At 62.9% G+C, this 20,817-nt stretch carries 20 protein-coding genes; 3 read left to right on the top strand and 17 right to left on the bottom strand.

Annotated elements, in window-relative coordinates:
- Positions 1–163 precede the first annotated feature (163 nt).
- From ntrC to dusB, 3 genes are read right to left on the bottom strand one after another with little or no spacing between them, the layout of a single operon-like run.
- Positions 164–1,618, bottom strand: coding sequence for a nitrogen regulation protein NR(I) (ntrC, locus tag ACT6VE_RS05085; protein WP_444797539.1), 1,455 nt, complete (start codon positions 1,616–1,618; stop codon positions 164–166).
- A complete protein-coding gene (locus tag ACT6VE_RS05090; RefSeq protein WP_444797540.1) occupies positions 1,618–2,766 on the bottom strand; it encodes a two-component system sensor histidine kinase NtrB in 1,149 nt (382 codons plus the stop codon). Before ACT6VE_RS05090 ends, ntrC begins: the two co-directional genes overlap by 1 nt.
- The gene (dusB, locus tag ACT6VE_RS05095) at positions 2,763–3,788 is read right to left on the bottom strand and encodes a tRNA dihydrouridine synthase DusB (RefSeq protein ID WP_444797541.1); all 1,026 of its coding nucleotides are present in this window, start codon (positions 3,786–3,788) and stop codon (positions 2,763–2,765) included. Before dusB ends, ACT6VE_RS05090 begins: the two co-directional genes overlap by 4 nt.
- A 146-nt stretch (positions 3,789–3,934) precedes the next feature.
- On the opposite strand from dusB, the gene ACT6VE_RS05100 reads away from it, so the two are divergent.
- Both ACT6VE_RS05100 and ACT6VE_RS05105 read left to right on the top strand, forming a co-directional pair.
- Complete coding sequence (locus ACT6VE_RS05100) at positions 3,935–5,146, top strand: bifunctional 2-C-methyl-D-erythritol 4-phosphate cytidylyltransferase/2-C-methyl-D-erythritol 2,4-cyclodiphosphate synthase (protein ID WP_444797542.1); 1,212 nt, start codon at positions 3,935–3,937, stop codon at positions 5,144–5,146.
- 2 nt (positions 5,147–5,148) lie between these two features.
- Positions 5,149–5,643 (top strand): CinA family protein, encoded by a 495-nt coding sequence (locus ACT6VE_RS05105; RefSeq protein ID WP_444797887.1) that lies wholly within the window; start codon positions 5,149–5,151, stop codon positions 5,641–5,643.
- Here the strand turns inward: ACT6VE_RS05105 and ACT6VE_RS05110 are convergent.
- The 13 genes from ACT6VE_RS05110 to ACT6VE_RS05170 all read right to left on the bottom strand — a co-directional run bounded on the left by ACT6VE_RS05110 (position 5,640) and on the right by ACT6VE_RS05170 (position 18,355).
- A complete protein-coding gene (locus ACT6VE_RS05110; protein WP_444797543.1) occupies positions 5,640–6,449 on the bottom strand; it encodes a hypothetical protein in 810 nt (269 codons plus the stop codon). The genes ACT6VE_RS05105 and ACT6VE_RS05110 overlap by 4 nt on opposite strands.
- Before the next feature lie 31 nt (positions 6,450–6,480).
- Positions 6,481–6,933: a type II toxin-antitoxin system RatA family toxin gene (locus tag ACT6VE_RS05115; protein WP_444797544.1), complete on the bottom strand. Its 453-nt coding sequence runs from the start codon at positions 6,931–6,933 to the stop codon at positions 6,481–6,483.
- A gap of 9 nt (positions 6,934–6,942) precedes the next feature.
- On the bottom strand, positions 6,943–7,509 hold the full coding sequence (locus tag ACT6VE_RS05120; RefSeq protein ID WP_444797545.1) for an AAA family ATPase: 567 nt from the start codon (positions 7,507–7,509) through the stop codon (positions 6,943–6,945).
- A gap of 71 nt (positions 7,510–7,580) precedes the next feature.
- On the bottom strand, positions 7,581–8,558 hold the full coding sequence (gene lipA, locus ACT6VE_RS05125; protein WP_444797546.1) for a lipoyl synthase: 978 nt from the start codon (positions 8,556–8,558) through the stop codon (positions 7,581–7,583).
- A 92-nt stretch (positions 8,559–8,650) separates the two neighbouring features.
- Positions 8,651–10,096 carry a dihydrolipoyl dehydrogenase gene (gene lpdA, locus ACT6VE_RS05130; RefSeq protein ID WP_444797547.1) on the bottom strand — a complete coding sequence of 482 codons (1,446 nt, stop codon included), beginning with the start codon at positions 10,094–10,096 and terminating at the stop codon, positions 8,651–8,653.
- Positions 10,097–10,155: 59 nt separating this feature from the next.
- Entirely contained in the window at positions 10,156–10,797 is a 642-nt protein-coding gene (locus ACT6VE_RS05135) for an SGNH/GDSL hydrolase family protein (RefSeq protein ID WP_444797548.1), read from the bottom strand.
- 16 nt (positions 10,798–10,813) lie between these two features.
- Positions 10,814–12,157 carry a pyruvate dehydrogenase complex dihydrolipoamide acetyltransferase gene (locus tag ACT6VE_RS05140; protein WP_444797549.1) on the bottom strand — a complete coding sequence of 448 codons (1,344 nt, stop codon included), beginning with the start codon at positions 12,155–12,157 and terminating at the stop codon, positions 10,814–10,816.
- Positions 12,158–12,172: 15 nt separating this feature from the next.
- On the bottom strand, positions 12,173–13,552 hold the full coding sequence (locus ACT6VE_RS05145; protein WP_444797550.1) for a pyruvate dehydrogenase complex E1 component subunit beta: 1,380 nt from the start codon (positions 13,550–13,552) through the stop codon (positions 12,173–12,175).
- 18 nt (positions 13,553–13,570) lie between these two features.
- The gene (gene pdhA / locus ACT6VE_RS05150) at positions 13,571–14,617 is read right to left on the bottom strand and encodes a pyruvate dehydrogenase (acetyl-transferring) E1 component subunit alpha (protein ID WP_444797551.1); all 1,047 of its coding nucleotides are present in this window, start codon (positions 14,615–14,617) and stop codon (positions 13,571–13,573) included.
- Between the two features lie 149 nt (positions 14,618–14,766).
- Entirely contained in the window at positions 14,767–15,075 is a 309-nt protein-coding gene (locus ACT6VE_RS05155) for an FtsB family cell division protein (protein ID WP_160859348.1), read from the bottom strand.
- A gap of 139 nt (positions 15,076–15,214) precedes the next feature.
- Positions 15,215–16,489 carry a phosphopyruvate hydratase gene (gene eno / locus ACT6VE_RS05160; RefSeq protein WP_444797552.1) on the bottom strand — a complete coding sequence of 425 codons (1,275 nt, stop codon included), beginning with the start codon at positions 16,487–16,489 and terminating at the stop codon, positions 15,215–15,217.
- 131 nt (positions 16,490–16,620) lie between these two features.
- The gene (kdsA, locus tag ACT6VE_RS05165) at positions 16,621–17,460 is read right to left on the bottom strand and encodes a 3-deoxy-8-phosphooctulonate synthase (protein WP_444797553.1); all 840 of its coding nucleotides are present in this window, start codon (positions 17,458–17,460) and stop codon (positions 16,621–16,623) included.
- A gap of 1 nt (position 17,461) precedes the next feature.
- Entirely contained in the window at positions 17,462–18,355 is an 894-nt protein-coding gene (locus ACT6VE_RS05170) for a VOC family protein (protein ID WP_444797554.1), read from the bottom strand.
- 144 nt (positions 18,356–18,499) lie between these two features.
- Between ACT6VE_RS05170 and ACT6VE_RS05175 the strand changes: the two genes are divergently transcribed.
- Complete coding sequence (locus ACT6VE_RS05175; RefSeq protein ID WP_444797888.1) at positions 18,500–19,741, top strand: NAD(P)/FAD-dependent oxidoreductase; 1,242 nt, start codon at positions 18,500–18,502, stop codon at positions 19,739–19,741.
- Positions 19,742–19,806: 65 nt separating this feature from the next.
- Here ACT6VE_RS05175 and ACT6VE_RS05180 read toward each other — a convergent pair whose 3' ends face one another.
- Positions 19,807–20,766: a GlxA family transcriptional regulator gene (locus ACT6VE_RS05180; protein WP_444797555.1), complete on the bottom strand. Its 960-nt coding sequence runs from the start codon at positions 20,764–20,766 to the stop codon at positions 19,807–19,809.
- Positions 20,767–20,817 lie beyond the last annotated feature (51 nt).

Raw genomic sequence — 20,817 nt, forward strand, 5'->3', positions numbered from 1 at the left:
GTTTTTCTCGTGTTTTCCGGAGTAGCGCCGATCGCGTAAGGATCGGCTGCATTTTGCACCCACATCCAGAACGATCAGGCACGCGAACCTATTCGGCCGCAAACCCCTCTGTTACCCTCAAGCAACAGATTGTGGCCAAAATGCAACGCCCCTAACCGATAAGTCAAGCGGAGCGGGAACTTCTGTACACGGATACACCCAGTTCGCGAATTTTCTTGCGCAGCGTGTTGCGGTTGAGGCCGAGCAGATCGGCGGCCTTGATCTGATTGCCGCGCGTCGCAGTCAGAGCCGCCAGGATCAGCGGATATTCCACCTCCGCCAACACACGATCATACAGCCCGACCGGCGGCAGGCCGTCACCGAAGCCGGCAAAATACTGCCGCATATTTTCCTCGACGGCCTGCGAAATCGACAGCGAGCCGGTACGCGCCACCGTCTTCTCGATCGGGCTGTCGGGAATGTCTGCACGCAGCTCCGTCTCGATAATTTCGCGGCTGATCACGTCCTGCGGATAGAGTGCGGTGAGCCGGCGCACCACATTTTCCAGTTCGCGCACGTTGCCCGGCCAGGGGTGCGCCTTCATCAGTTCCAGCGCCTCCTGATCGAATCGCTTGGCGTCGAGCCCTTCCTTTTCCGCCTGCTGCACGAAATGGCGCACCAGATCGGGGATATCCTCCGCCCGGTCGCGCAGCGGCGGCAGGCGCAACGGCACGACGTTCAGACGGTAATAGAGGTCTTCGCGAAAGAGGCCCTGATTGATCGACTGCTTCAGGTCCTTGTTGGTCGCCGCCACGATGCGCACATCCGTACGGATCGGCGTGCGACCGCCGACCGTCGTATATTCGCCCTGCTGAAGCACGCGAAGCAGACGAGTCTGGGCGTCCATCGGCATGTCGCCGATCTCGTCGAGGAAGAGCGTGCCGCCTTCTGCCTGCTCAAAGCGGCCGGTCGAACGGTTCTGAGCCCCGGTAAAGGCGCCCTTCTCATGCCCGAACAATTCCGATTCGATGAGGTCGCGCGGGATCGCCGCCATATTGATGGCGACGAAGGGGCCGTTGCGGCGCTTGCCGTAATCATGCAGTGCGCGCGCGACAAGTTCCTTGCCCGTGCCCGATTCGCCGGTGATCATCAGCGTCAGGTCGGTCTGCATCAGGCGGGCGAGCACGCGGTAGATTTCCTGCATCGCGGCCGAGCGGCCGACGAGCGGCATGCCGTCCTGCGTGTCATCATCAAGGCGGGCGGGCTTGCGCTTAGGCTCCGAAAGCGCCCGGCCGATGATGGCAATGAGTTCCGTGAGGTCGAAGGGCTTCGGAAGATAGTCGTAGGCGCCCTTCTCCGAGGCCTTGATCGCCGTCATGAAGGTGTTTTGCGCGCTCATCACGAGCACCGGCAGCTCCGGGCGGGCCTTCTTGATGCGCGGCAGCAGGTCGAAGGCGTTCTCGTCCGGCATCACGACATCGGTCACGACGATGTCGCCCTCGCCGGCAGAAATCCAGCGCCACAGGGTCGCTGCGTTGGAGGTGATGCGCACGTCATATCCCGCACGGCTGAGGGCCTGGTTGAGCACCGTGCGGATTGCGGCATCGTCATCGGCAACGAGGACTGTGGCGCCTGTCATTAGATACGTCCTTTGGTCTTGGGAAAGTCGTCGTCTTCACTGACGCCGCGGGAGGCCGGCATCAGCACGCGGAAGGTGGTGCGGGAACCCTGGCTGTCGCATTCGACAATGCCGCCATGGCCACCGATGATCTTTGCGACCAGCGCGAGGCCGAGGCCGGAGCCGTTGGTCTTGGTGGTGATGAAAGGATCGAAGAGGTGCGGAACGAGATCCGCCGGCACACCGGGGCCGTTGTCGTGCACGCAGAATTCGAGCGGCAGCGAGATTTTTTCACGCGTTCCGGCCACCGAAAGCCGGATGCCGGGCCGGTAGGCGGTCGTCAGCTGGATTTCCCCATCCGGCCGGTTGCCGACAGCCTCGGCTGCATTCTTGATAAGGTTGAGAAAAACCTGAACGAGCTGGTCGCGATTGGCATAGACCGCCGGCAACGAGGGATCATAAAGCTCGGTAATCTTGATATCCCGCCCGAACCCCGCCTTGGCGACGGCCTTCACATGGTCGAGCACGGAATGAATGTTGAGCGGCACGCGGTCGATCGGCCGCTCGTCGGAAAACACTTCCATCCGGTCGACCAGCGAGACGATGCGGTCGGTCTCGTCGCATATGAGCCGGGTCAGTGCCCGGTCCTCGTCGAGCACGGAGGTTTCCAACAGCTGCGCTGCGCCGCGAATGCCGGAAAGCGGATTCTTGATCTCGTGCGCCAGCATGGAGGCGAGCCCTGTCACCGAACGCGCGGCCGCGCGATGGGTAAGCTGGCGGTCGATCTTGTCCGCCATCGAGCGCTCCTGGATGACGACCACCACCGCGCCCGGCTCGGTCGTCACCGGCGCCACGTAGATATCGACAAGCTTTTCCGCGCCGAGCCGCGGCGAGCTGAGATCCACCCGATATTCGCTGACCGGCGCCTTGCGCTCGCGCACCTGGTCGATCAGCGTCAAGAGCGGGCTGCCGAAGGGGATGACGGCGGAAACCTTGTGCCTGGCGAGATGGTTGGCACTCGCCCCGAAGAAGGATTCGGCCTCCCAGTTGGCAAAAGCGATGAACCCGTTGACGTCCACGAGGATGACCGGGTTCTGGATGGCGTTGAGCACGGCGAGCGCGAGATCCGGCGCCTTCGCGGCATTCTGGTCTACGGCCTTGTCCGTCATGCGGCCTCTCCGATCCTGGCGGTGTCGTTGCCCAGAACGGCGGCAGCGAGCCGATCCGCCACGAAGGCGCTGTCGCGCGCCGTCATGATCGCGGCCTTGTCCGGTCCGGTCAGGCCGGGCGCAAAACGCTCCAGATACCAGCCGACATGTTTTCGCGCATGGCGCAGGCCCGCCTCAACACCGTAGAAATCGAGCATCATGCGATAGTGCTCGACCGCAACCGCGGCGACCTCTTCCGCCGCAGGATGCGGTGACGCACCCGCCAGCACGGCCGGATGCCAGGGCCGCCCCTGTGCCGACCGTCCGATCATGACGGCATCGGCGCCCGAGCGGCGAAGAATCTCCTGCGCATCCTCCGCCGTTTCGACATCGCCGTTCGCTACCAGCGGAATGGTAAGTACGTCGCGCACCGCGCGAATCGCATCCCAATCGGCCCGGCCTTCATAGAACTGCATGCGGGTGCGCCCATGCACGGTGATCATCGCAGCACCAGCAGCCTCGGCGCGCGAAGCAATGTGCGGCGCGTTGAGCGAATCATGGTCCCAGCCGAGCCGCATCTTCACCGTCACCGGCACCTTGACCGCGTTGACGGTCGCCTCGATGAGGCCGAGCGCGTGATCCGGATCACGCATCAGCGCCGAGCCCGAATAGCCGCCGATCACCTTCTTGGCGGGGCAGCCCATATTGATGTCGATAATATCGGCGCCCTCGCCCTCGGCGATCTTCGCCGCCTCCGCCATCCAGTGTGCCTCGCGGCCGGCGAGTTGCACCATATGGGGCTGGATGCCGCAATTGCGGATGCGCGACCAGCTTTCCCGCGCGTTCAGCGCCAGTTCCCGGCTCGCCACCATCTCGGTCACCACCAGGCCGGCGCCAAAACGCCAGGCAAGATCGCGAAACGGCAGGTCCGTGACGCCGGACATCGGCGCAAGAACCACGCGGTTCCGAAGGGTCTGGCCACCAACCGCAAGCGGCGCTGACAAGGCGGGGATCGTCAAATGCTCATCTTTCAAGCAGGTCATGTCTCTGCACTATTTTTAGCCATTGTTATCGTTCTTGCCAAGACGCAATCACATCGCCCCGTAATTTTCCCAGGGACGCTGGAATTGCGTCATCCTTCCGGCTAAACCACCTCAAAACGCTTTGAAACGGGAGGCCCGAGACCGAAATGCAGGCGGAAAACACGCTATCCTGCGCTGTAGTGATCGTTGCCGCCGGGCGAGGCGAACGAGCCGGCAGCCATGCCGAAGGCCCCAAGCAATACCGCCGCATCGGCGGAAGGCCGGTCATCTCCCATACGCTCGATCTCTTTGTCAATTGGCAGCCGACCCGGCGTATCGTGGTCGTGATACATCCCGATGACGAAGCGCTGTTCGAGACCGCCCGCGCCACAGCCCTGCCCGCTGGCGATCGCCTCACCGTCGTGCACGGCGGCGCGACCCGCCAGCAATCCGTGCTTTCCGGCCTCGAAGTCCTCGCCGATGACGATATCAGCCACGTCCTCATCCAGGATGCCGTGCGTCCCTTCGTCGAGCCCGCCATCCTCGAGCGCACGCTCGCTGCCTTCCATCACGGGGCACGCGCGGTCCTTCCAGCCGTCGCCGTTGCCGATACGCTGAAGCGGGCGGACGCCAACGGCAATGTCGCGGAAACCGTGTCCCGCTCAGGCCTGTTCGCCGCCCAGACGCCGCAATCCTTCCACTTCGCCACCATCCTCGAAGCGCATCGCCGCGCTGCCGCCTCCGGCCGCACGGACTTCACCGACGACGCCTCGATTGCCGAATGGGCCGGCGTGCGCGTGCATCTCGTCGAAGGCAGCGCCGGTAACGTCAAGCTTACATTGCAGAAGGATATCACCATGGCCGACCAGCGCCTCTCCCAAGGCTTGCCGGATGTTCGCACCGGCAATGGCTACGATGTGCACCAGCTCGTGGAGGGCGACGGCGTGACGCTCTGCGGCCTCTTCATCCCGCACGACCAGAGGCTTTCCGGCCATTCCGACGCTGACGTCGCCCTGCACGCCCTGACGGACGCCCTGCTCGCGACCTGCGGCGCCGGCGATATCGGCGACCATTTTCCGCCTTCGGATATGCAGTGGAAGGGTGCGGCCTCGCGAATCTTCCTCGAGCACGCCGCCGGCATCGTGCGTGCCAACGGTGGCACGATCATGAATGCCGACGTCTCGCTGATCGCCGAAGCCCCGAAGATCGGCCCGCATCGCGACGAGATGCGCCGGAACCTCTCGGAGTTCCTCGGCATTTCGCTCGACCGCTGTTCGGTGAAGGCAACGACGAACGAGAAGATCGGCTTCATCGGCCGCCGCGAGGGCATCGCCGCGATCGCAACCGCGACCGTCGTCTACAGGGGGACCGACGCATGAGCATCTGGCCGGAAGACATCGAAAATGCCGCCCGCGCAATCGTTGCCGATTTTACGGATCGCGAGCTGCTGATCGCCACCGCCGAATCTTGCACCGCAGGCCTGATTGCCGGCGCGATCACCGAGATCGCCGGCTCTTCAAACGTCTTCGACCGCGGTTTCGTCACCTATTCCAACGAGGCCAAGCGCGAGATGATCGGCGTCGCCAATGCGACGCTGAAGGCCCATGGCGCAGTCTCCCGCGCGACGGCCCTCGAAATGGCGCAAGGCGCCATCGGAAATTCCGGCGCCAACATCTCTATCGCCGTGACCGGTGTTGCCGGCCCCGGCGGCGGGTCGGATGAAAAGCCGGTCGGTCTCGTCCACCTCGCCGCAGCCCGCACGGGCCGCGAAACGCTTCACCGCGAGATGCGCTACGGCGATATCGGCCGCAGTGCCGTGCGGCTTGCGACGGTGCGCACCGCGCTGGAAATGCTGATCGAGATCGCGCGGGATTAGTTCGGGCAGAGGGAATAGACGCTCATGGCGAAATTCGCCTCGTAGCGTGCCGCATCGCTCCAGAAGACCTGACCCGCGGAAAAATTATTTGCGAGGAAAGCGTCAACACTCGCCTTCTGCTTTTCGGCGAGCGCCTTGTAATCGGGCGTCTTGCGCTTTTCGCTGACACATGTCGTGAAATCCGGGATGGGGCTTGTCCGCTCCACAAAGAGCGCCTCGAAGTCGCTGGAACTCAATGCCTTACCGGTCTCGACGGCAGCGATCTTGCGGGCCGCCGGTGCGGGCAGCACGATATCGAACGTCTCGACATGGAAAAAATCACCGAGGCGCCGGTCCTCATCGCCAAGTTCGGGCCCCTCGACGGTATAGGCCTTGCCGACGAGCTTGTAGCCGCTCACCTCGAAGGCCAAACGCGCCGAGATCTTTACTATCAACGCCTTCTCGTGCTCCGGCTTCTGATCCTTGAAGAGCGGGGGCTGCAACGTCTCCTTGTCCACGATGCGCATCTCACCGCCGACGTCGATCGCCGCCGGATCGGAGGAATAGGCGTGGCGCGCATTGTAGAAGGCCAGCATCTCCGCTTCGCGTGTTGGGAAGAAGGCGCGATCCAGATAAACGGGATTTCGTGGCAAGCCGCCATCGGTGCCCCGGATCGTCATCTTCACATCCGGCCCGATGCGATAACTACCAGCGAGCGGCCGGTTCTGTTCGTCGAGAAGCAGGATGTAGTCTCCCGGCACTTCTTGCGCGGCCACAGACGTGCAGAACAAGGCGATCAGGGCGAAGGGCGCAAACCGGGTGATCATGCCCCGGTAACGGGTGAGCGGGCGGAAAAATTCAGGTGGTCGGATAGATCGCGTCGGCGCGCTTCTCGAACGCCTCGGTGAACATACGAAAGGCGCGGTCGAACATCGAGCCCATCAGCGCACCGAGAATGCGGCTCTTGAACTCGTAGTCGATGAAGAAATGCACAGAACACCCGCCGTCCGGCAGCGCCTCGAACCGCCAGCGATTGTCGAGATATCGGAATGGCCCGTCGATATACTTGACGTCGATTGCCCGTTCCGCCCGATTGAGCAACACCTGCGTGGTAAAGGTCTCGCGGATCGCCTTGTAGCCGACCGTCATGTCGGCAACCAGCAATTCCTTGCCATCGCGCTCCTTGCGCGAGCGAACCGTCAGCCCCTCGCAGAGCGGCAGGAATTCCGGATACCGCTCCACATCGGCAACGAGATCGTACATCTGTTCAGGCGTGTGGGGAACCGGACGGCGGGTTTCGTATTGGGGCATGGCCGAGAGCTAATATTTTGGCCCCAGAATCGCAAGTAGCTGTTGGTTCTGGTGTCGCGATTTCAACACGCAAACCGGCACATAAGGGCCATATGCCGCAATATTTTCCGCGATTTCCGGGCTTTCCGTCCGCTCGAAATTCCATACATAGCTGAGAAAATCCCGGCTGATCCGTTCTGGGCATCCATCCGCCATTTCCGGCCGCGACTGGCCGCGAAGCTTTAGCCAGCGCGAGAGCACCCCATAAAGCGACATCCAGCGCGGCGGGCGCAGCCAGAGTACCAAGTGGCTGCGCGGCAGACGCAGCGGCAGCGTGCCGGGGCTCGTACCGTCAAGGATCCAGCGCTCTTGCGCAACGATCGTCTGCAAGCGCGCCAAAGCCTCCGCCCTTGGCCGCGTGTGCCAGCCCGGCAGCCAGAAAATCTCGCGATCCATGGAGACGTAGGGCACAGCAAGACGCGTCGAGAGCCCCTGCGCCAGCGTACTCTTGCCGCTCCCCGAGCCGCCGATTACCAGCACACGCTCGGCCGTCCTCAACAGTTCGGCTGCCTCGTCTATGGTGATCGAAACCGTCATGGCCATCCCCCAAATGCAAAACCCCGCCGTCAGTCGGGACGGCGGGGTTTAGAGGAAGGTCTCGGAAATGTCTATTCCGCGGCGGCGAGAAGCTTGCGCTCGCGAGCGGCGCGAAGCCGGGCGAAATCGTCGCCGGCATGGTGCGAGGAGCGCGTCAGCGGGCTCGACGAGACCATCAGGAAACCCTTGCTGTAGGCGACGGTCTCGTAGGACTTGAACTCGTCCGGCGTCACGAAACTCATGACAGCGTGGTGCTTGCGGGTCGGCTGGAGGTATTGGCCGATCGTCAGGAAGTCGACGTCGGCGGTGCGCAGGTCGTCCATCAACTGGAGCACTTCGTTGCGCTCCTCGCCAAGGCCCACCATGATACCCGACTTGGTGAACATGGTCGGGTCGAGTTCCTTCACGCGCTGCAGCAGGCGGACGGAGTGGAAGTAGCGCGCACCCGGGCGGACCGTCAGGTAATTGCCTGGCACGGTTTCCATGTTGTGGTTGAAGACGTCGGGCTTGGCGGCGACCACGCGCTCCAGTGCACCGGGCTTCTTTAGGAAGTCGGGTGTCAGGATTTCGATCGTCGTCAGCGGTGAAGCCGCGCGGATCGCCCAGATCACCTTCTCGAAGTGCTCTGCGCCGCCATCGGCCAGGTCATCACGGTCGACTGAGGTGATGACGACGTGCGACAGGCCCATCTGCTTGACGGCCTTGGCGACGTTTTCAGGCTCCGCCATGTCGAGTGCATTCGGCTTGCCCGTCGCCACGTTGCAGAAGGCGCAGGCGCGGGTACAGATCTCGCCCATGATCATGAAGGTCGCGTGCTTCTTGTCCCAGCACTCGCCGATATTCGGGCAGCCCGCTTCCTCGCACACCGTCACAAGCTTGTGGGAGCGCACGAGATCGCGCGTTTCCTGGTAGCCCTTGGAGGTCGGCGCGCGTACGCGGATCCATTCCGGCTTGCGCAGCACTTCGGTGTCCGGCCGGTTGGCCTTTTCCGGGTGGCGCACCCGCTTGGCATCGGGTGAAGGGTTGGTGCGGTCGAGAATGGTGACCATGTCGTTTCCACTTTTCTGGCGAACGCCTTCGCGTTCATCCTGCGGACCGAAAATCGGGAGCCCGCCTCATGTGGAAGCGGGCTTTAGCACGTTCAAGCGTTCAACGCACGCCCATAGGCATCCAGCACGCTTTCCTTCAGCGTTTCGGAAATCGTCGGATGCGGGAAGATCGTGTGCATCAGCTCTTCCTCGGTCGTCTCGAGGTTCATGGCGATGACGAAGCCCTGGATGAGTTCGGTGACTTCCGCGCCGACGAGGTGCGCACCGAGCAGTTCGCCGGTCTTCTTGTCGAAGATCGTCTTGACGAGGCCCTGGTCTTCGCCAAGCGCGATCGCCTTGCCATTGGCGACGAAGGGGAAGCGGCCGACGCGGATGTCGCGGCCCTGTTCCTTGGCCTTGGCTTCCGTGAGGCCGACGGAGGCGACCTGCGGGTGGCAATAAGTGCAGCCCGGGATCTTGGACCTGTCCATCGGGTGGACGTTCGGCAGGCCGGCGATCTTCTCGATGCAGATGACGGCCTCGTGCTCGGCCTTGTGGGCGAGCATCGGCGGGCCTGCGACGTCGCCGATGGCGTAGATGCCGGGCACGTTCGTCTTGCCGTAACCGTCGATGGCGATGAAGCCGCGGTCGGTCTTCACGCCGAGCGCCTCAAGGCCGATATTTTCCACGTTCGCCTGCACGCCGACGGCGGAGATCATACGGTCGGCCGTGATCTTTTCGACCTTGCCGTCCTTCATCTCGACATGGGCGGTGATCGAATTGGCGCCCTTCTCCACCTTGGTGACCTTGGCCTCCAGATGGATCTTCATGCCCTGCTTCTCGAACTGCTTCTTGGCGAGCGCGGAAATCTCCGCATCCTCGACCGGCATGACCGTCTTCATCACCTCGACCACCGTCACATCGACGCCGAGCGTGCGGTAGAAGGAGGCAAATTCGATGCCGATGGCGCCTGAGCCCATGACGAGCAGCGACTTCGGCATTTCTTCCGGCTTCATCGCTTCAAAGTAGGTCCAGATCAGCTTGCCATCCGGCTCGATGCCGGGCAGCGCACGCGGGCGCGCACCGGTCGCGATCACGATGTTCTTGGCCGTATAGGTGCCTTCCGGCAGCACGGTCTTCGGCAGCGGCGCCTGCGGCTGCTGGATGGCCTTCGCCGTCTTGGACACGACGATCTCGCCCGGCTTGGTGATCTTCGCCTCACCCCAGATGATGTCGACCTTGTTCTTCTTCATCAGGAAACCGACGCCGCCGTTCATGCGCTGCGCGATGCCGCGCGAACGGGCGACGATGGCCTTCAGGTCAGGCGTCACCGAGCCTTCGATCTTGATGCCGTAGTCACCCGGATGCTTTGCATAGTGGAAGATTTCCGCCGAGCGCAGCAGTGCCTTGGTCGGGATGCAGCCCCAGTTGGAGCAGATACCGGCGAGGTGCTCGCGCTCGACGATGGCCGTCTTCAGGCCCAACTGGGCGGCGCGGATGGCGGCAATGTAGCCGCCCGGACCCGAACCGATAACGATGACGTCGTAAGTCTGAGCCATGTCGTTTCCTGCCTTTTTTCTGGGCCGCGCGCGGGTTGCTGCTGCCGCCTGTTGTCTTTTTACAATCCGAGCATCATGCGCACGACGGGCTCGAGCCCGCGGCCAATCGCCCGTGTGTTTTCAGCATCGAGGTGTACGCCGTCGAGCGGCGTTGTCCTGGCGACCGATCCGGCATCGAAGAAGCCGCAACCGGTCTCGTCCGCGAGGTCCGCGTAAAGTGTCGCCAGCATCGCCGACTGTTCGACGCCGCCCGTATACATCGCCGAAAAGGCAACGTTCGCCGTCTCGCAGATCGGCGGCGGCGAAACGATGAGGATCTCCGGCCCGCCCTCGCCGTTGAACGACCAGGCGTGGTGACGCACCAGCTCCACCAGCCGTTCCACGCCGCGCACAGCGCCAAATGCCGTTCCGCAGATCGTCGGCTTCATGTCGTTGGCGCCGAGCAGAAGGATGACGAGGTCGATCGGATCGTGGCTGTGCAGGATCGTCGGCAGGATGCGCGCACCGTTGCGGTCGCAATCCGCCAGATGATCGTCATAGGCGGTGGTGCGGCCGTTCAGGCCCTCTGCGATGACGGTGACATCCGGTCCCAGAGCGTTGGCGAGCACGCTCGGCCAGCGATCCTCGAAGGAATGCCGGTCGAGCGTTTCCGCACTATAACCCCAGGTCAGGCTGTCGCCGTAGCAGAGAACCGTCTTCATGGCCGCACCCCGCGTGTCAGACGAGCATCCCCATCGGGCTTTCGATGTAGCGCTTGAAGGCTCCGAGCAGTTCGGCACCGAGCGCTCCGTCGACGGCGCGGTGGTCGGTGGAGAGCGTGACCGTCATCGCATTGACGATGACCATCTGGCCCTTCTTGACCACGACCCGCTCCGTGCCGGCACCAACCGCCAGGATCGTCGCATGCGGCGGGTTGACGACGGCGGCGAAGTTCGAGACGCCCATCATGCCCATGTTGGAGACCGCAGTCGTGCCGCCCTGGTACTCTTCCGGCTTCAGCTTGCGTTCCTTGGCGCGCTTGCCGAGGTCCTTCATCTCGTTGGAGATGGCCGACAGGCTCTTCAGCTCCGCCTTGCGGATGATCGGGGTGATCAGACCGCCCGGGATCGACACGGCAACACCGACATCGGCATGCTTGTGTTTCACCATGTTGGTATCGGTCCAGGAGACGTTGGCATCCGGCACATCCCGCAGGGCAAGTGCCATGGCCTTGATCACCATGTCGTTGACCGAGAGCTTGTAGGCCGGCTTGCCGTCCTTCTCCGGTGCGGAACCGTTGACCTGGGCGCGCAGCGCCAGAAGCGCATCGAGCTCGACATCGACCGAGACGTAGAAGTGCGGGATCGTCTGCTTGGATTCCTGCAGGCGCTTGGCAATGGTCTTGCGCATGCCGTCATGCGGCACGAGGTCGTAGGAGCCCTGCTCGAACAGCTTGAGCACGGCTTCTTCCGACATGCCCTTGGGGGCAGCAGACGGAACGGCCGAGGCCGCAGCAGCCGGGGCTGCGGCAGCGGCAGGCTTGGCTCCACCGGAGGCGACAGCCTTTTCGACGTCGCTCTTCACCACGCGACCATGCGGGCCTGAACCGGAAACCGCCGAAATATCGACACCGGCTTCCTTGGCGATGCGGCGAGCCAGCGGTGAAGAGAACACGCGGTTGCCGTCCTTGGCCGGAGCCGGACCGGCGGAGGCGGTCGCAACGGGAGCCGCTGCAGCAGCAGCCGGCTTTTCCGCTTCCTTCGGCGCTTCGGCGGGCTTTGCGTCCGCCTTCGGGGCAGCAGCAGCACCGCCGCCAGCGGCGGCAGCGCCAACATCTTCGCCATCGGCGGCGAGGATGGCGATGAGGCTGTTGACCTTCACGCCTTCCGTACCGGCCGGCACGACGATCTTGGCGACAACGCCCTCGTCGACGGCTTCGACTTCCATCGTCGCCTTGTCGGTCTCGATCTCGGCGATGACGTCACCGGATTTCACGGTGTCGCCTTCCTTGACGAGCCACTTGGCGAGGTTGCCCTCTTCCATGGTGGGTGACAGGGCGGGCATCGTGATGTTGATCGGCATGTCTCAACCCTCCCCTTATTTGTAGCAGACGGTTTTGACCGCCTGGACGACTTCGCCGACATTCGGCAGCGCCAGCTTTTCGAGGTTTGCGGCGTAGGGCATCGGAACGTCCTTGCCGGCGATCGTCAGGATCGGCGCATCGAGATAGTCGAAGGCCTGCTGCATGACGCGGGTCGCGATCTCGGTGCCGACGGAGGACTGCGGGTAGCCTTCCTCGACGACGACGAGGCGACCGGTCTTCTTGACCGATTCGATGACGGTCGGCAGGTCCATTGGGCGGATGGTGCGCAGATCGATCAGTTCGACGTCAATGCCGTCCTTTTCGAGTTCCGCAATCGCCTTCAGCGCATAGGTCATGCCGATACCGAAGGAGACGACGGTGACGTCATTGCCCTTCTTGTGGATGCGCGCCTTGCCGATCGGCAGCACGAAATCATCCATCTTCGGCACTTCGAAGCTCTGGCCGTAGAGGATTTCGTTTTCCAAGAAGATGACCGGGTTCGGATCGCGGATGGCGGCCTTCAGCAGGCCCTTCGCATCGGCAGCCGTATAGGGCATGACGACCTTGAGGCCCGGAATGTGGCTGTACCAGGCGGCATAGCACTGCGAGTGCTGCGCCCCGACGCGGGCAGCCGCACCATTCGGGCCGCGGAAGACGATCGGCGCGCCCATCTGGCCACCCGACATGTAGAGCGTCTTGGCAGCGGAGTTGATGATCTGGTCGATCGCCTGCATGGCGAAGTTGAAGGTCATGAACTCGACGATCGGCTTCAGGCCTGTCATGGCCGCGCCGACGCCGACGCCGGCAAAGCCGTGCTCGGTGATCGGCGTGTCGATGACGCGGCGGTCACCGAATTCCTGAAGCAGGCCCTGGGTAATCTTGTAGGCGCCCTGATATTCGGCAACTTCTTCGCCCATGACGAAGACGTCCTCATCACGGCGCATTTCCTCCGCCATGGCGTCACGCAGCGCTTCACGCACCGTCGTCATCACCATTTCGGTGCCGGCCGGGATATCCGGATCGGCGGCGACTTCGCCCTTCGGCTGGGCCGGAACGGATGCGGCGGCAGGCGCCGGCTCGGCGGCCTTCGGTGCTTCGGCTTCGGCCGGCTTTGCGGCCGCCTTGGGTGCTACGACAGCATCGGCGCTTTCGCCATCCTGCAGCAGCACGGCGATCGCCGTGTTGACCTTGACGCCTTCGGTGCCGGCGGCGATCAGGATCTTGCCGATCACGCCTTCATCGACGGCTTCGACTTCCATCGTCGCCTTGTCGGTTTCGATTTCGGCGATCACGTCGCCGGACTTGACGGTGTCACCCTCGTTCTTGATCCACTTGGAGAGCGTGCCCTCTTCCATGGTCGGAGACAGGGCGGGCATGAGAATTTCGATAGGCATTTTTCGTCCCTCCCCGGATTACAGCAGGATGTCGGTGTAGAGTTCGGATGCATCCGGCTCCGGATCGGCCTGCGCGAAATCGGCACTGTCGGCGACGATGTCACGGACGTCCTTGTCGATCTGCTTGAGATCGTCCTCGCTTGCCCACTTGTTTTCCAGAAGGCGGGCGCGCACCTGCTCGATCGGGTCGTGCTCGGAACGCATCTTCTGCACTTCGTCCTTCGAGCGATACTTCGCCGGGTCGGACATGGAGTGGCCGCGGTAGCGGTAGGTCTGCATCTCGAGGATGACCGGACCCTTGCCCGCACGGCAGTGCTCGACAGCCTCGTCCGCAGCAGCCTTCACCGCACGCACATCCATGCCATCCACCTGGAAGCCCGGGATATTGAAGGACGCGCCGCGATGCGAGAAGTCGGTCTGGGCAGAGGCGCGCGAAACGGACGTGCCCATGGCGTAGCGATTGTTCTCTATCACGTAGACCACCGGCAATTTCCACAGAGCCGCCATGTTGAAGCTCTCGTAGACCTGGCCCTGGTTGGCCGCGCCGTCGCCGAAATAGGCGAGCGAGACATTGTCGTTGCCACGGTAGCGGTTGGCGAAGGCAAGCCCGGTGCCGAGCGAAACCTGCCCGCCGACGATGCCGTGGCCGCCGTAAAAATTCTTTTCCTTGGAGAACATGTGCATGGAGCCGCCCTTGCCCTTGGAAAGGCCGCCGCGACGTCCGGTCAGTTCTGCCATCACGCCGCGAGCGCTCATGCCGCAAGCGAGCATGTGGCCGTGATCGCGATAACCGGTGATGACCTGATCACCTTCCTTCAGCGCCAGTTGCATGCCGACGACGACAGCTTCCTGGCCGATATAAAGGTGACAGAAGCCGCCGATGAAACCCATGCCGTAAAGCTGGCCGGCCTTCTCCTCGAAACGCCGGATCAACAGCATTTCGCGATAGACCTTCAGGTCGTCTTCCTTGGAGAATTCGGCGATCGTGCCGCCGGTGAAGTCTTTTTTGACAGGCCTTGCCGCGGTCTTGCGGCTGGACGTGGACGCGGTTTTACGCGGAGCCATGCGTTCCTCCCTATGTTTGCCTCTTGGAGAAAACCATAGGGGAGAAAGTCCGCCTCAGCAATGCCATAAATGCATGGCTTATATTCTTCGTAAGTCGCTGATTAGTAAGGGAGATTTACGATTAACTAGATTTCAGTTAATCCAGCTTTTCAGTGGAAAATGACGATTTCATCGGCCCGGGACATGTTGAGATAGGATCGCGCCTTCTCATCCAGCATGTCGCGCTCAAGCGAGCCGTCACTCATCAAGGCCACTTCTTTTTCCAGGATCTGGCGCTGCCGCACGAGCACATCGACGCGTGCTTGGCGCTCCACCCGCTGCCGTTCGAACTCCTCCATCCCCCTGAGGCCGAATTCGCCATGCACGGAATGATAGCCGAAGTAGGAAAGGAATGCGACTGTAATCACCGGTAGTGTCAGCCGGCCGAATTTCCGCTTTTTATGATGCTTGGTCCACATGCAGGTGCCCCGCTACGCAATACGGATTTGACACTAGCGCCAAGCGGTTAACCGACTATTGACCATGATGGGCGGGCAACAAAAAAAGCCCGCATCCGGAGATGCGGGCTTCGTCATTTCGGAGAAACTGTTTTTCCGATCAGCCGCGCAGGATGCCGCGGCCGGCATACTTTGCCTGCGGACCAAGCTGCTCTTCGATGCGGATCAGCTGGTTGTACTTGGCGGTACGGTCGGAGCGAGCGAGCGAGCCGGTCTTGATCTGGCCGCAGTTGGTGGCGACTGCGAGGTCGGCAATCGTGGAATCTTCCGTCTCGCCCGAACGGTGCGACATGACGGCGGTATAGCTCGCCTTGTGCGCGGTCTCGACGGCGTCGAGCGTTTCGGAGAGCGAACCGATCTGGTTGACCTTGACGAGGATCGAGTTGGCGACGCCCATCTTGATGCCGTCGCGCAGGCGCGCGGAGTTGGTGACGAACAGGTCGTCGCCGACGAGCTGGACCTTTTTGCCGATCTTGTCGGTCAGCGACTTCCAGCCCTCCCAGTCGTCCTCGGCCATGCCGTCTTCGATCGAGAAGATCGGGTACTTGCCGGCAAGTTCCGCCAGGTAGTCGGCCATGGCCTCCGGCTCCAGCGTGCGGCCTTCGCCTTCGAGCACGTACTTGCCGTCCTTGAAGAATTCGGTCGAGGCGCAATCGAGCGCGATGTACATGTCTTCGCCCGGCTTGTAGCCGGCCTTCTCGATCGACTTCGTGATGAAGTCGAGGGCGGCGGGCGCCGAAGCGAGACCCGGCGCAAAGCCACCTTCGTCACCGACATTGGTGTTGTGGCCATCGGCAGCGAGCTGCTTCTTCAGCGTGTGGAAGACTTCCGACCCCATGCGCACGGCGTCGCGGATGTTGTCGGCGCCGACCGGAACGATCATGAACTCCTGGAAGTCGATCGGGTTGTCGGCATGCGCGCCGCCATTGATGATGTTCATCATCGGCACCGGCAGGACGCGGGCGTTCGGGCCGCCGATGTAACGATAGAGCGGCAGGTTTGCGGCTTCGGCAGCAGCCTTGGCAACGGCGAGCGACACGCCGAGGATGGCGTTGGCGCCGAGGCGGGCCTTGTTTGGCGTGCCGTCAAGCTCGTTCATCGCCTCGTCGATCAGGATCTGGTCTTCGGCTTCAAGACCGCCGATCGCTTCGAAAATTTCGCCGTTGACGGCGGCGACGGCATTTTCGACACCCTTGCCGAGGTAGCGCTTGCCACCGTCACGCAGTTCTACGGCTTCATGCGCACCGGTCGAGGCACCCGACGGAACGGCTGCGCGGCCGAAGCTGCCATCCTCGAGGTGCACGTCCACTTCAACGGTGGGATTGCCGCGGCTGTCGAGAATCTCGCGGCCGATGATGTCGATGATAGCAGTCATGGATATCGTCCTGTTTCGGGGTTAGTAAATCGATTAAAATCCACTTTTAATCGACGATGCGGAAATTACAATGGCGCAGGCAGCCGTTGTAAAAAACGGATGACACGTCTCCATGTCATCCGTTTGAAGCGTCAGCTCTTGGTGATGTCGTCGAAGGCGACGAGCTTTTCGAGAAGCCGTGGCATGTCCTTCAGGTGCACCATGTTCGGGCCATCCGACGGCGCATTGTCCGGGTCTTCATGCGTTTCGACGAAGAGGCCGGCAATGCCAACCGCGACGGCGGCGCGCGACAAGGTCTCGACGAACTCGCGCTGGCCACCGGTCGAACCGCCCTGCCCGCCCGGCTGCTGCACGGAATGGGTCGCATCGAACACGACCGGCGCGCCGAGCGAGGCCATGATCGGCAGCGAGCGCATGTCGGAGACGAGCGTGTTGTAGCCGAAGGAGGCGCCGCGTTCGCAGAGCATGACGTTCGGATTGCCACTCTCGGTAAACTTGGTGAGCACGTTCTTCATGTCCCAGGGTGCCAGAAACTGGCCCTTCTTGACGTTGATCGTGCGGCCGGTCTTGGCGGCGGCAACGAGCAGGTCCGTCTGGCGCGACAGGAATGCCGGGATCTGCAGCACGTCGACCGTCTCGGCGACGATTGCGCACTGCTCTTCCGTGTGAATGTCCGTCAGCACCGGAAAGCCGAAATCCTTCTTGAGGTCGGCAAAGATTTCCATCGCCTTCTCAAGCCCGATGCCGCGCTTGCCGGACAGCGAGGTCCGGTTCGCCTTGTCGTACGAGGACTTGTAAACAAGGCCGATGCCCAGCTTGTCGGTCATTTCGACGAGCGCCTCGGCCATCATATAGGCGTGCTCGCGGCTCTCCATCTGGCAGGGGCCGGCGATCAGCGAAAAGCGTGCGGTCTGCGAGAAAGTGACCTTCTTTTGGCCTTCGCCGACGACAACGGTGGAATTGGTTTTCATCTCATTCTCCAAAGACGAAGAGGACACCCTGCCCCGGCGCCGGTGGCACCATCAGGCGGCCGTCCCGCTCCTTAAAGGCGACGCCGCGCTCCGTCAGCAGGCGGCGACAATCGGACAGGCTGGAAATCTTGAACACGACCGCCCGCCCCTTGAGGCCACGGTCCGTGCCCACCACCGGGGGAATGCCATAGAAGCCCTCAAGGCCGGCATCGTTCAGCACGGTGATGCGGCCGCGCGGCGTATCGACGGACATGCCGAAAGACAGGGCCTCGACCTCGCGCTCATCGGCCGCTTCCTGCACGAGGTACTGGAAGTCGGTCGGGTTCTGCTCGGACAGCACGACCTCGGAGAGCGCCAAGACACCATTCTCATGCGTTTCCAGCGCCTTGCGGTCGGAGGGCAGCGGCAGGATGCGTTGCGAGGCGAAGAAGAAGAAATCCGGGCTGCGCTGGTCGGCGGCAAAGGCCAGGCGAAAACTGCCGGTCGCCGATGTGCCATCGGGCAACAGCATGTCGCGGGAGAATTCCAGCACCTCGCCGCCCGAAAGGCCGGCCGTCGTGTAGCGCTGGTCGTCCTCCCATGCGTCGTTGCTCGCCATGGCGATGCCGGAAAAGCCTTCGATGCCGCGGCGAAAACGAAAGGCCTGGTCGTGCGCGACAAAGACATTGCCCTTGCGGGCTGCCTCCTCGCACTCCTCGCGATTGGCGATGCCGAGCGGCTCCAGATAGGTGCCGTCAGAGAGGAAGACACAACAGTTTTCCGTCCCGAAGGGATGGCGCGCGTCCTTGGCGACGGTGAAACCGAGCTGCGTCAGGCGCTCGCGGGCAGCTCCAAGCTCGGACACCGGCAGCACCAGATGGTCTATCGGGCGGGGCGTTCTGGAACTCACGGTCATGGCTAAAATCCGGTCGTGTTTCAGGCGCCCCGTGCTTTGCATGCTTTCGGCCCGCAATGCAAGCACCAGCACGAGAGGCAGGGGTGCTCGGAACTTTTCCATCCGACAGCCATTCCAGTCCACCGTCCGCACCGGAGCATCCCCATTCCAAAGTCCGAAGACATTACCCGCCAGCGCGACCTGCACGAATCCCGGCCCCTCTGGGCCGACTCGCCCCGCATCGCGCTTCGTACGAGGCAAAAGCCATCGAAGGATGACTACGACGTCATCATCGTCGGCGCCGGCATTTCGGGCGCCCTGATGGCGCATGCGCTGGCGGATGGAAAACGCTCCGTGCTCGTGGTCGACCGCCGTGCGCCCGTGCATGGCAGCACGCTTGCCAGCACCGCGATGATCCAGCACGAAATCGATATCCCGCTCCATAAACTCGCCGGCATGATCGGCCCGGAAAAGGCCGGTCGCGCCTGGCAGCGCTCGGCCCTCGCTGTCGAGCAGTTGACCCGTATCGTCGCCGATCTTGGCCTCTCCTGCGGCTTCGAGCGCAAGAAGACACTGTTCCTCGCCGGCGGCGAATATGGCAGCCGCGCCCTGCGCACCGAAGTCGATGCACGCCAAGCAGCCAACATCGAGGCCGATTTTATCGATGCCTCCAGTCTAGCCGGGCGCTTTTCCCTCGATCGCACCGGGGCGATCCTGAGCGACATTTCCGCCTCCGCAAATCCGGCCCAGATGACCGCCGGCATTCTGCGCGCGGCGGCAAGGCGTGGGATGGAACTCGTCAGCCCGCTTGAAATCACCGATGTGCGCTCGATGACGCAAGGTGTCTTCCTCGCCACGGCCGACGGCAAGATTCTCTCCGCCCGCCACGCTGTCTTCTGTTCCGGTTACGAATTCCTGGAGACGCTTGCGCACAAGGACCACGCCATCGTCTCCACCTGGGCGCTCGCCACGCCACCCGGCATTGCCCTGCCGGACTGGCTGAAGGACTGCATCGTCTGGGAAGGCGCTGATCCCTATCTCTATCTGCGCCGCTCGCGCGACGGCCGGCTGATTGCCGGCGGCGAGGACGAGGAGAGCGAGAACGCCTTTTCCTCGCCGCAAAAGCTGAAGAACAAGGCGACGATCATCCGCAGAAAGGTAGAAACCCTGCTCGGCCTCTCCCTGCCGGCGCCGGAATATACCTGGGCCGCCCCCTTTGGCACGACCCGCACAGGCCTGCCGCTGATTGGCTGCGTTCCAGGCATGGACAACGTCATCGCCGTCATGGGCTTTGGCGGCAACGGCATCACCTTCAGCCAGATCGCCGCCGAGATCGTCTCGTCGGCGATCGCCGGCCATGGCGATGCCGACGCGGACCTTTTCGCCTTCAGTCCAGGCACCACCTGACGAAACACCCTTCGGAAGGCCGCTATGGTATTGGAAACCCATATCGCCCGGATCGCGATGGGCGCTCAGGAGCGGAAGCGTTTGCGATAGTCTCCCGGCGTCAACCCGACGATGCGGGCAAAAACTTTCCGGAACGCGCCGGGATCATTATAGCCGACGTCTACCGCCACGTTGTCGACCGAGCGCGTGGTGAACTGCAGCAGTTCCTGGGCCTTCGCCACCCGCAACCGCTGGCAATAGTCCGTCGTCGTCAGTCCTGTCGCCTTGCGAAAACGCCGAAGGAAGGTGCGCTCTTCCAGCCCCGCCTGCGCAGCGAGCCCCTCAAGGCCGATCTCCTTCGCCTCCGTAGCCTGCAGAAAATGCTGCACCTTCAGGATCGCCGCATCGCCATGCAGCAGGCGCGGCGAGAAGGTGCTGTAGTAGCGCTGCTCCCGCCCCGGTGGATCGATGACGAATTGCCGCGCGATCTCCAGCATGATCGTGGGCCCGAGAAAACGGTCGATCAGTTTCAGCCCAAGATCGACCCAGGCCATGACGCCGCCGGCCGTGACGATGTCGCCATCGTCGCTGAGCAGCCGATCCGTATCGACGTGAACATCGGGAAAGCGCACTTCAAAGGTCTCGGCAATCACCCAGTTGGTGGTGATCGTCCGGCCGGTCAAAAGCCCCGTCTCGCCAAGCAAAAAGGCCCCGGCGCAAATCGAAGCGAGCTGGATGCCATTGGCATGGCATTCGCGCAGCCAGGCGGCGAAGGGCGCCGCGTCCTCCCGGCGGATGGGATCGCCAAGCGCCGGCGGCAGCACGAGAACGCAGGGCCGCGACGCCCCGGTCGGGAGAGCACTCGCTTCGATGCGCACCGGCTGCCCGTCCTCCAGCCGCCAATGGCTGACCCCGAGCACCGGCCCGGCCGCGCCCTTCCGGCCGGCCAGCTCCATCGCCGAATTGAAGAGATCGGTCATGCCGAGCACGGCCGCCATCTGCACCCCCGGATAAAGCACCAGTCCAATCTCGGCCGCGACTGTCATGTCACTTTCACCCTGTATTATGTCGATATCGCCAATGGCAAGAGATGGCAG

The organism is Shinella sp. (genome assembly GCF_052438155.1).
Lineage (GTDB): Bacteria > Pseudomonadota > Alphaproteobacteria > Rhizobiales > Rhizobiaceae > Shinella.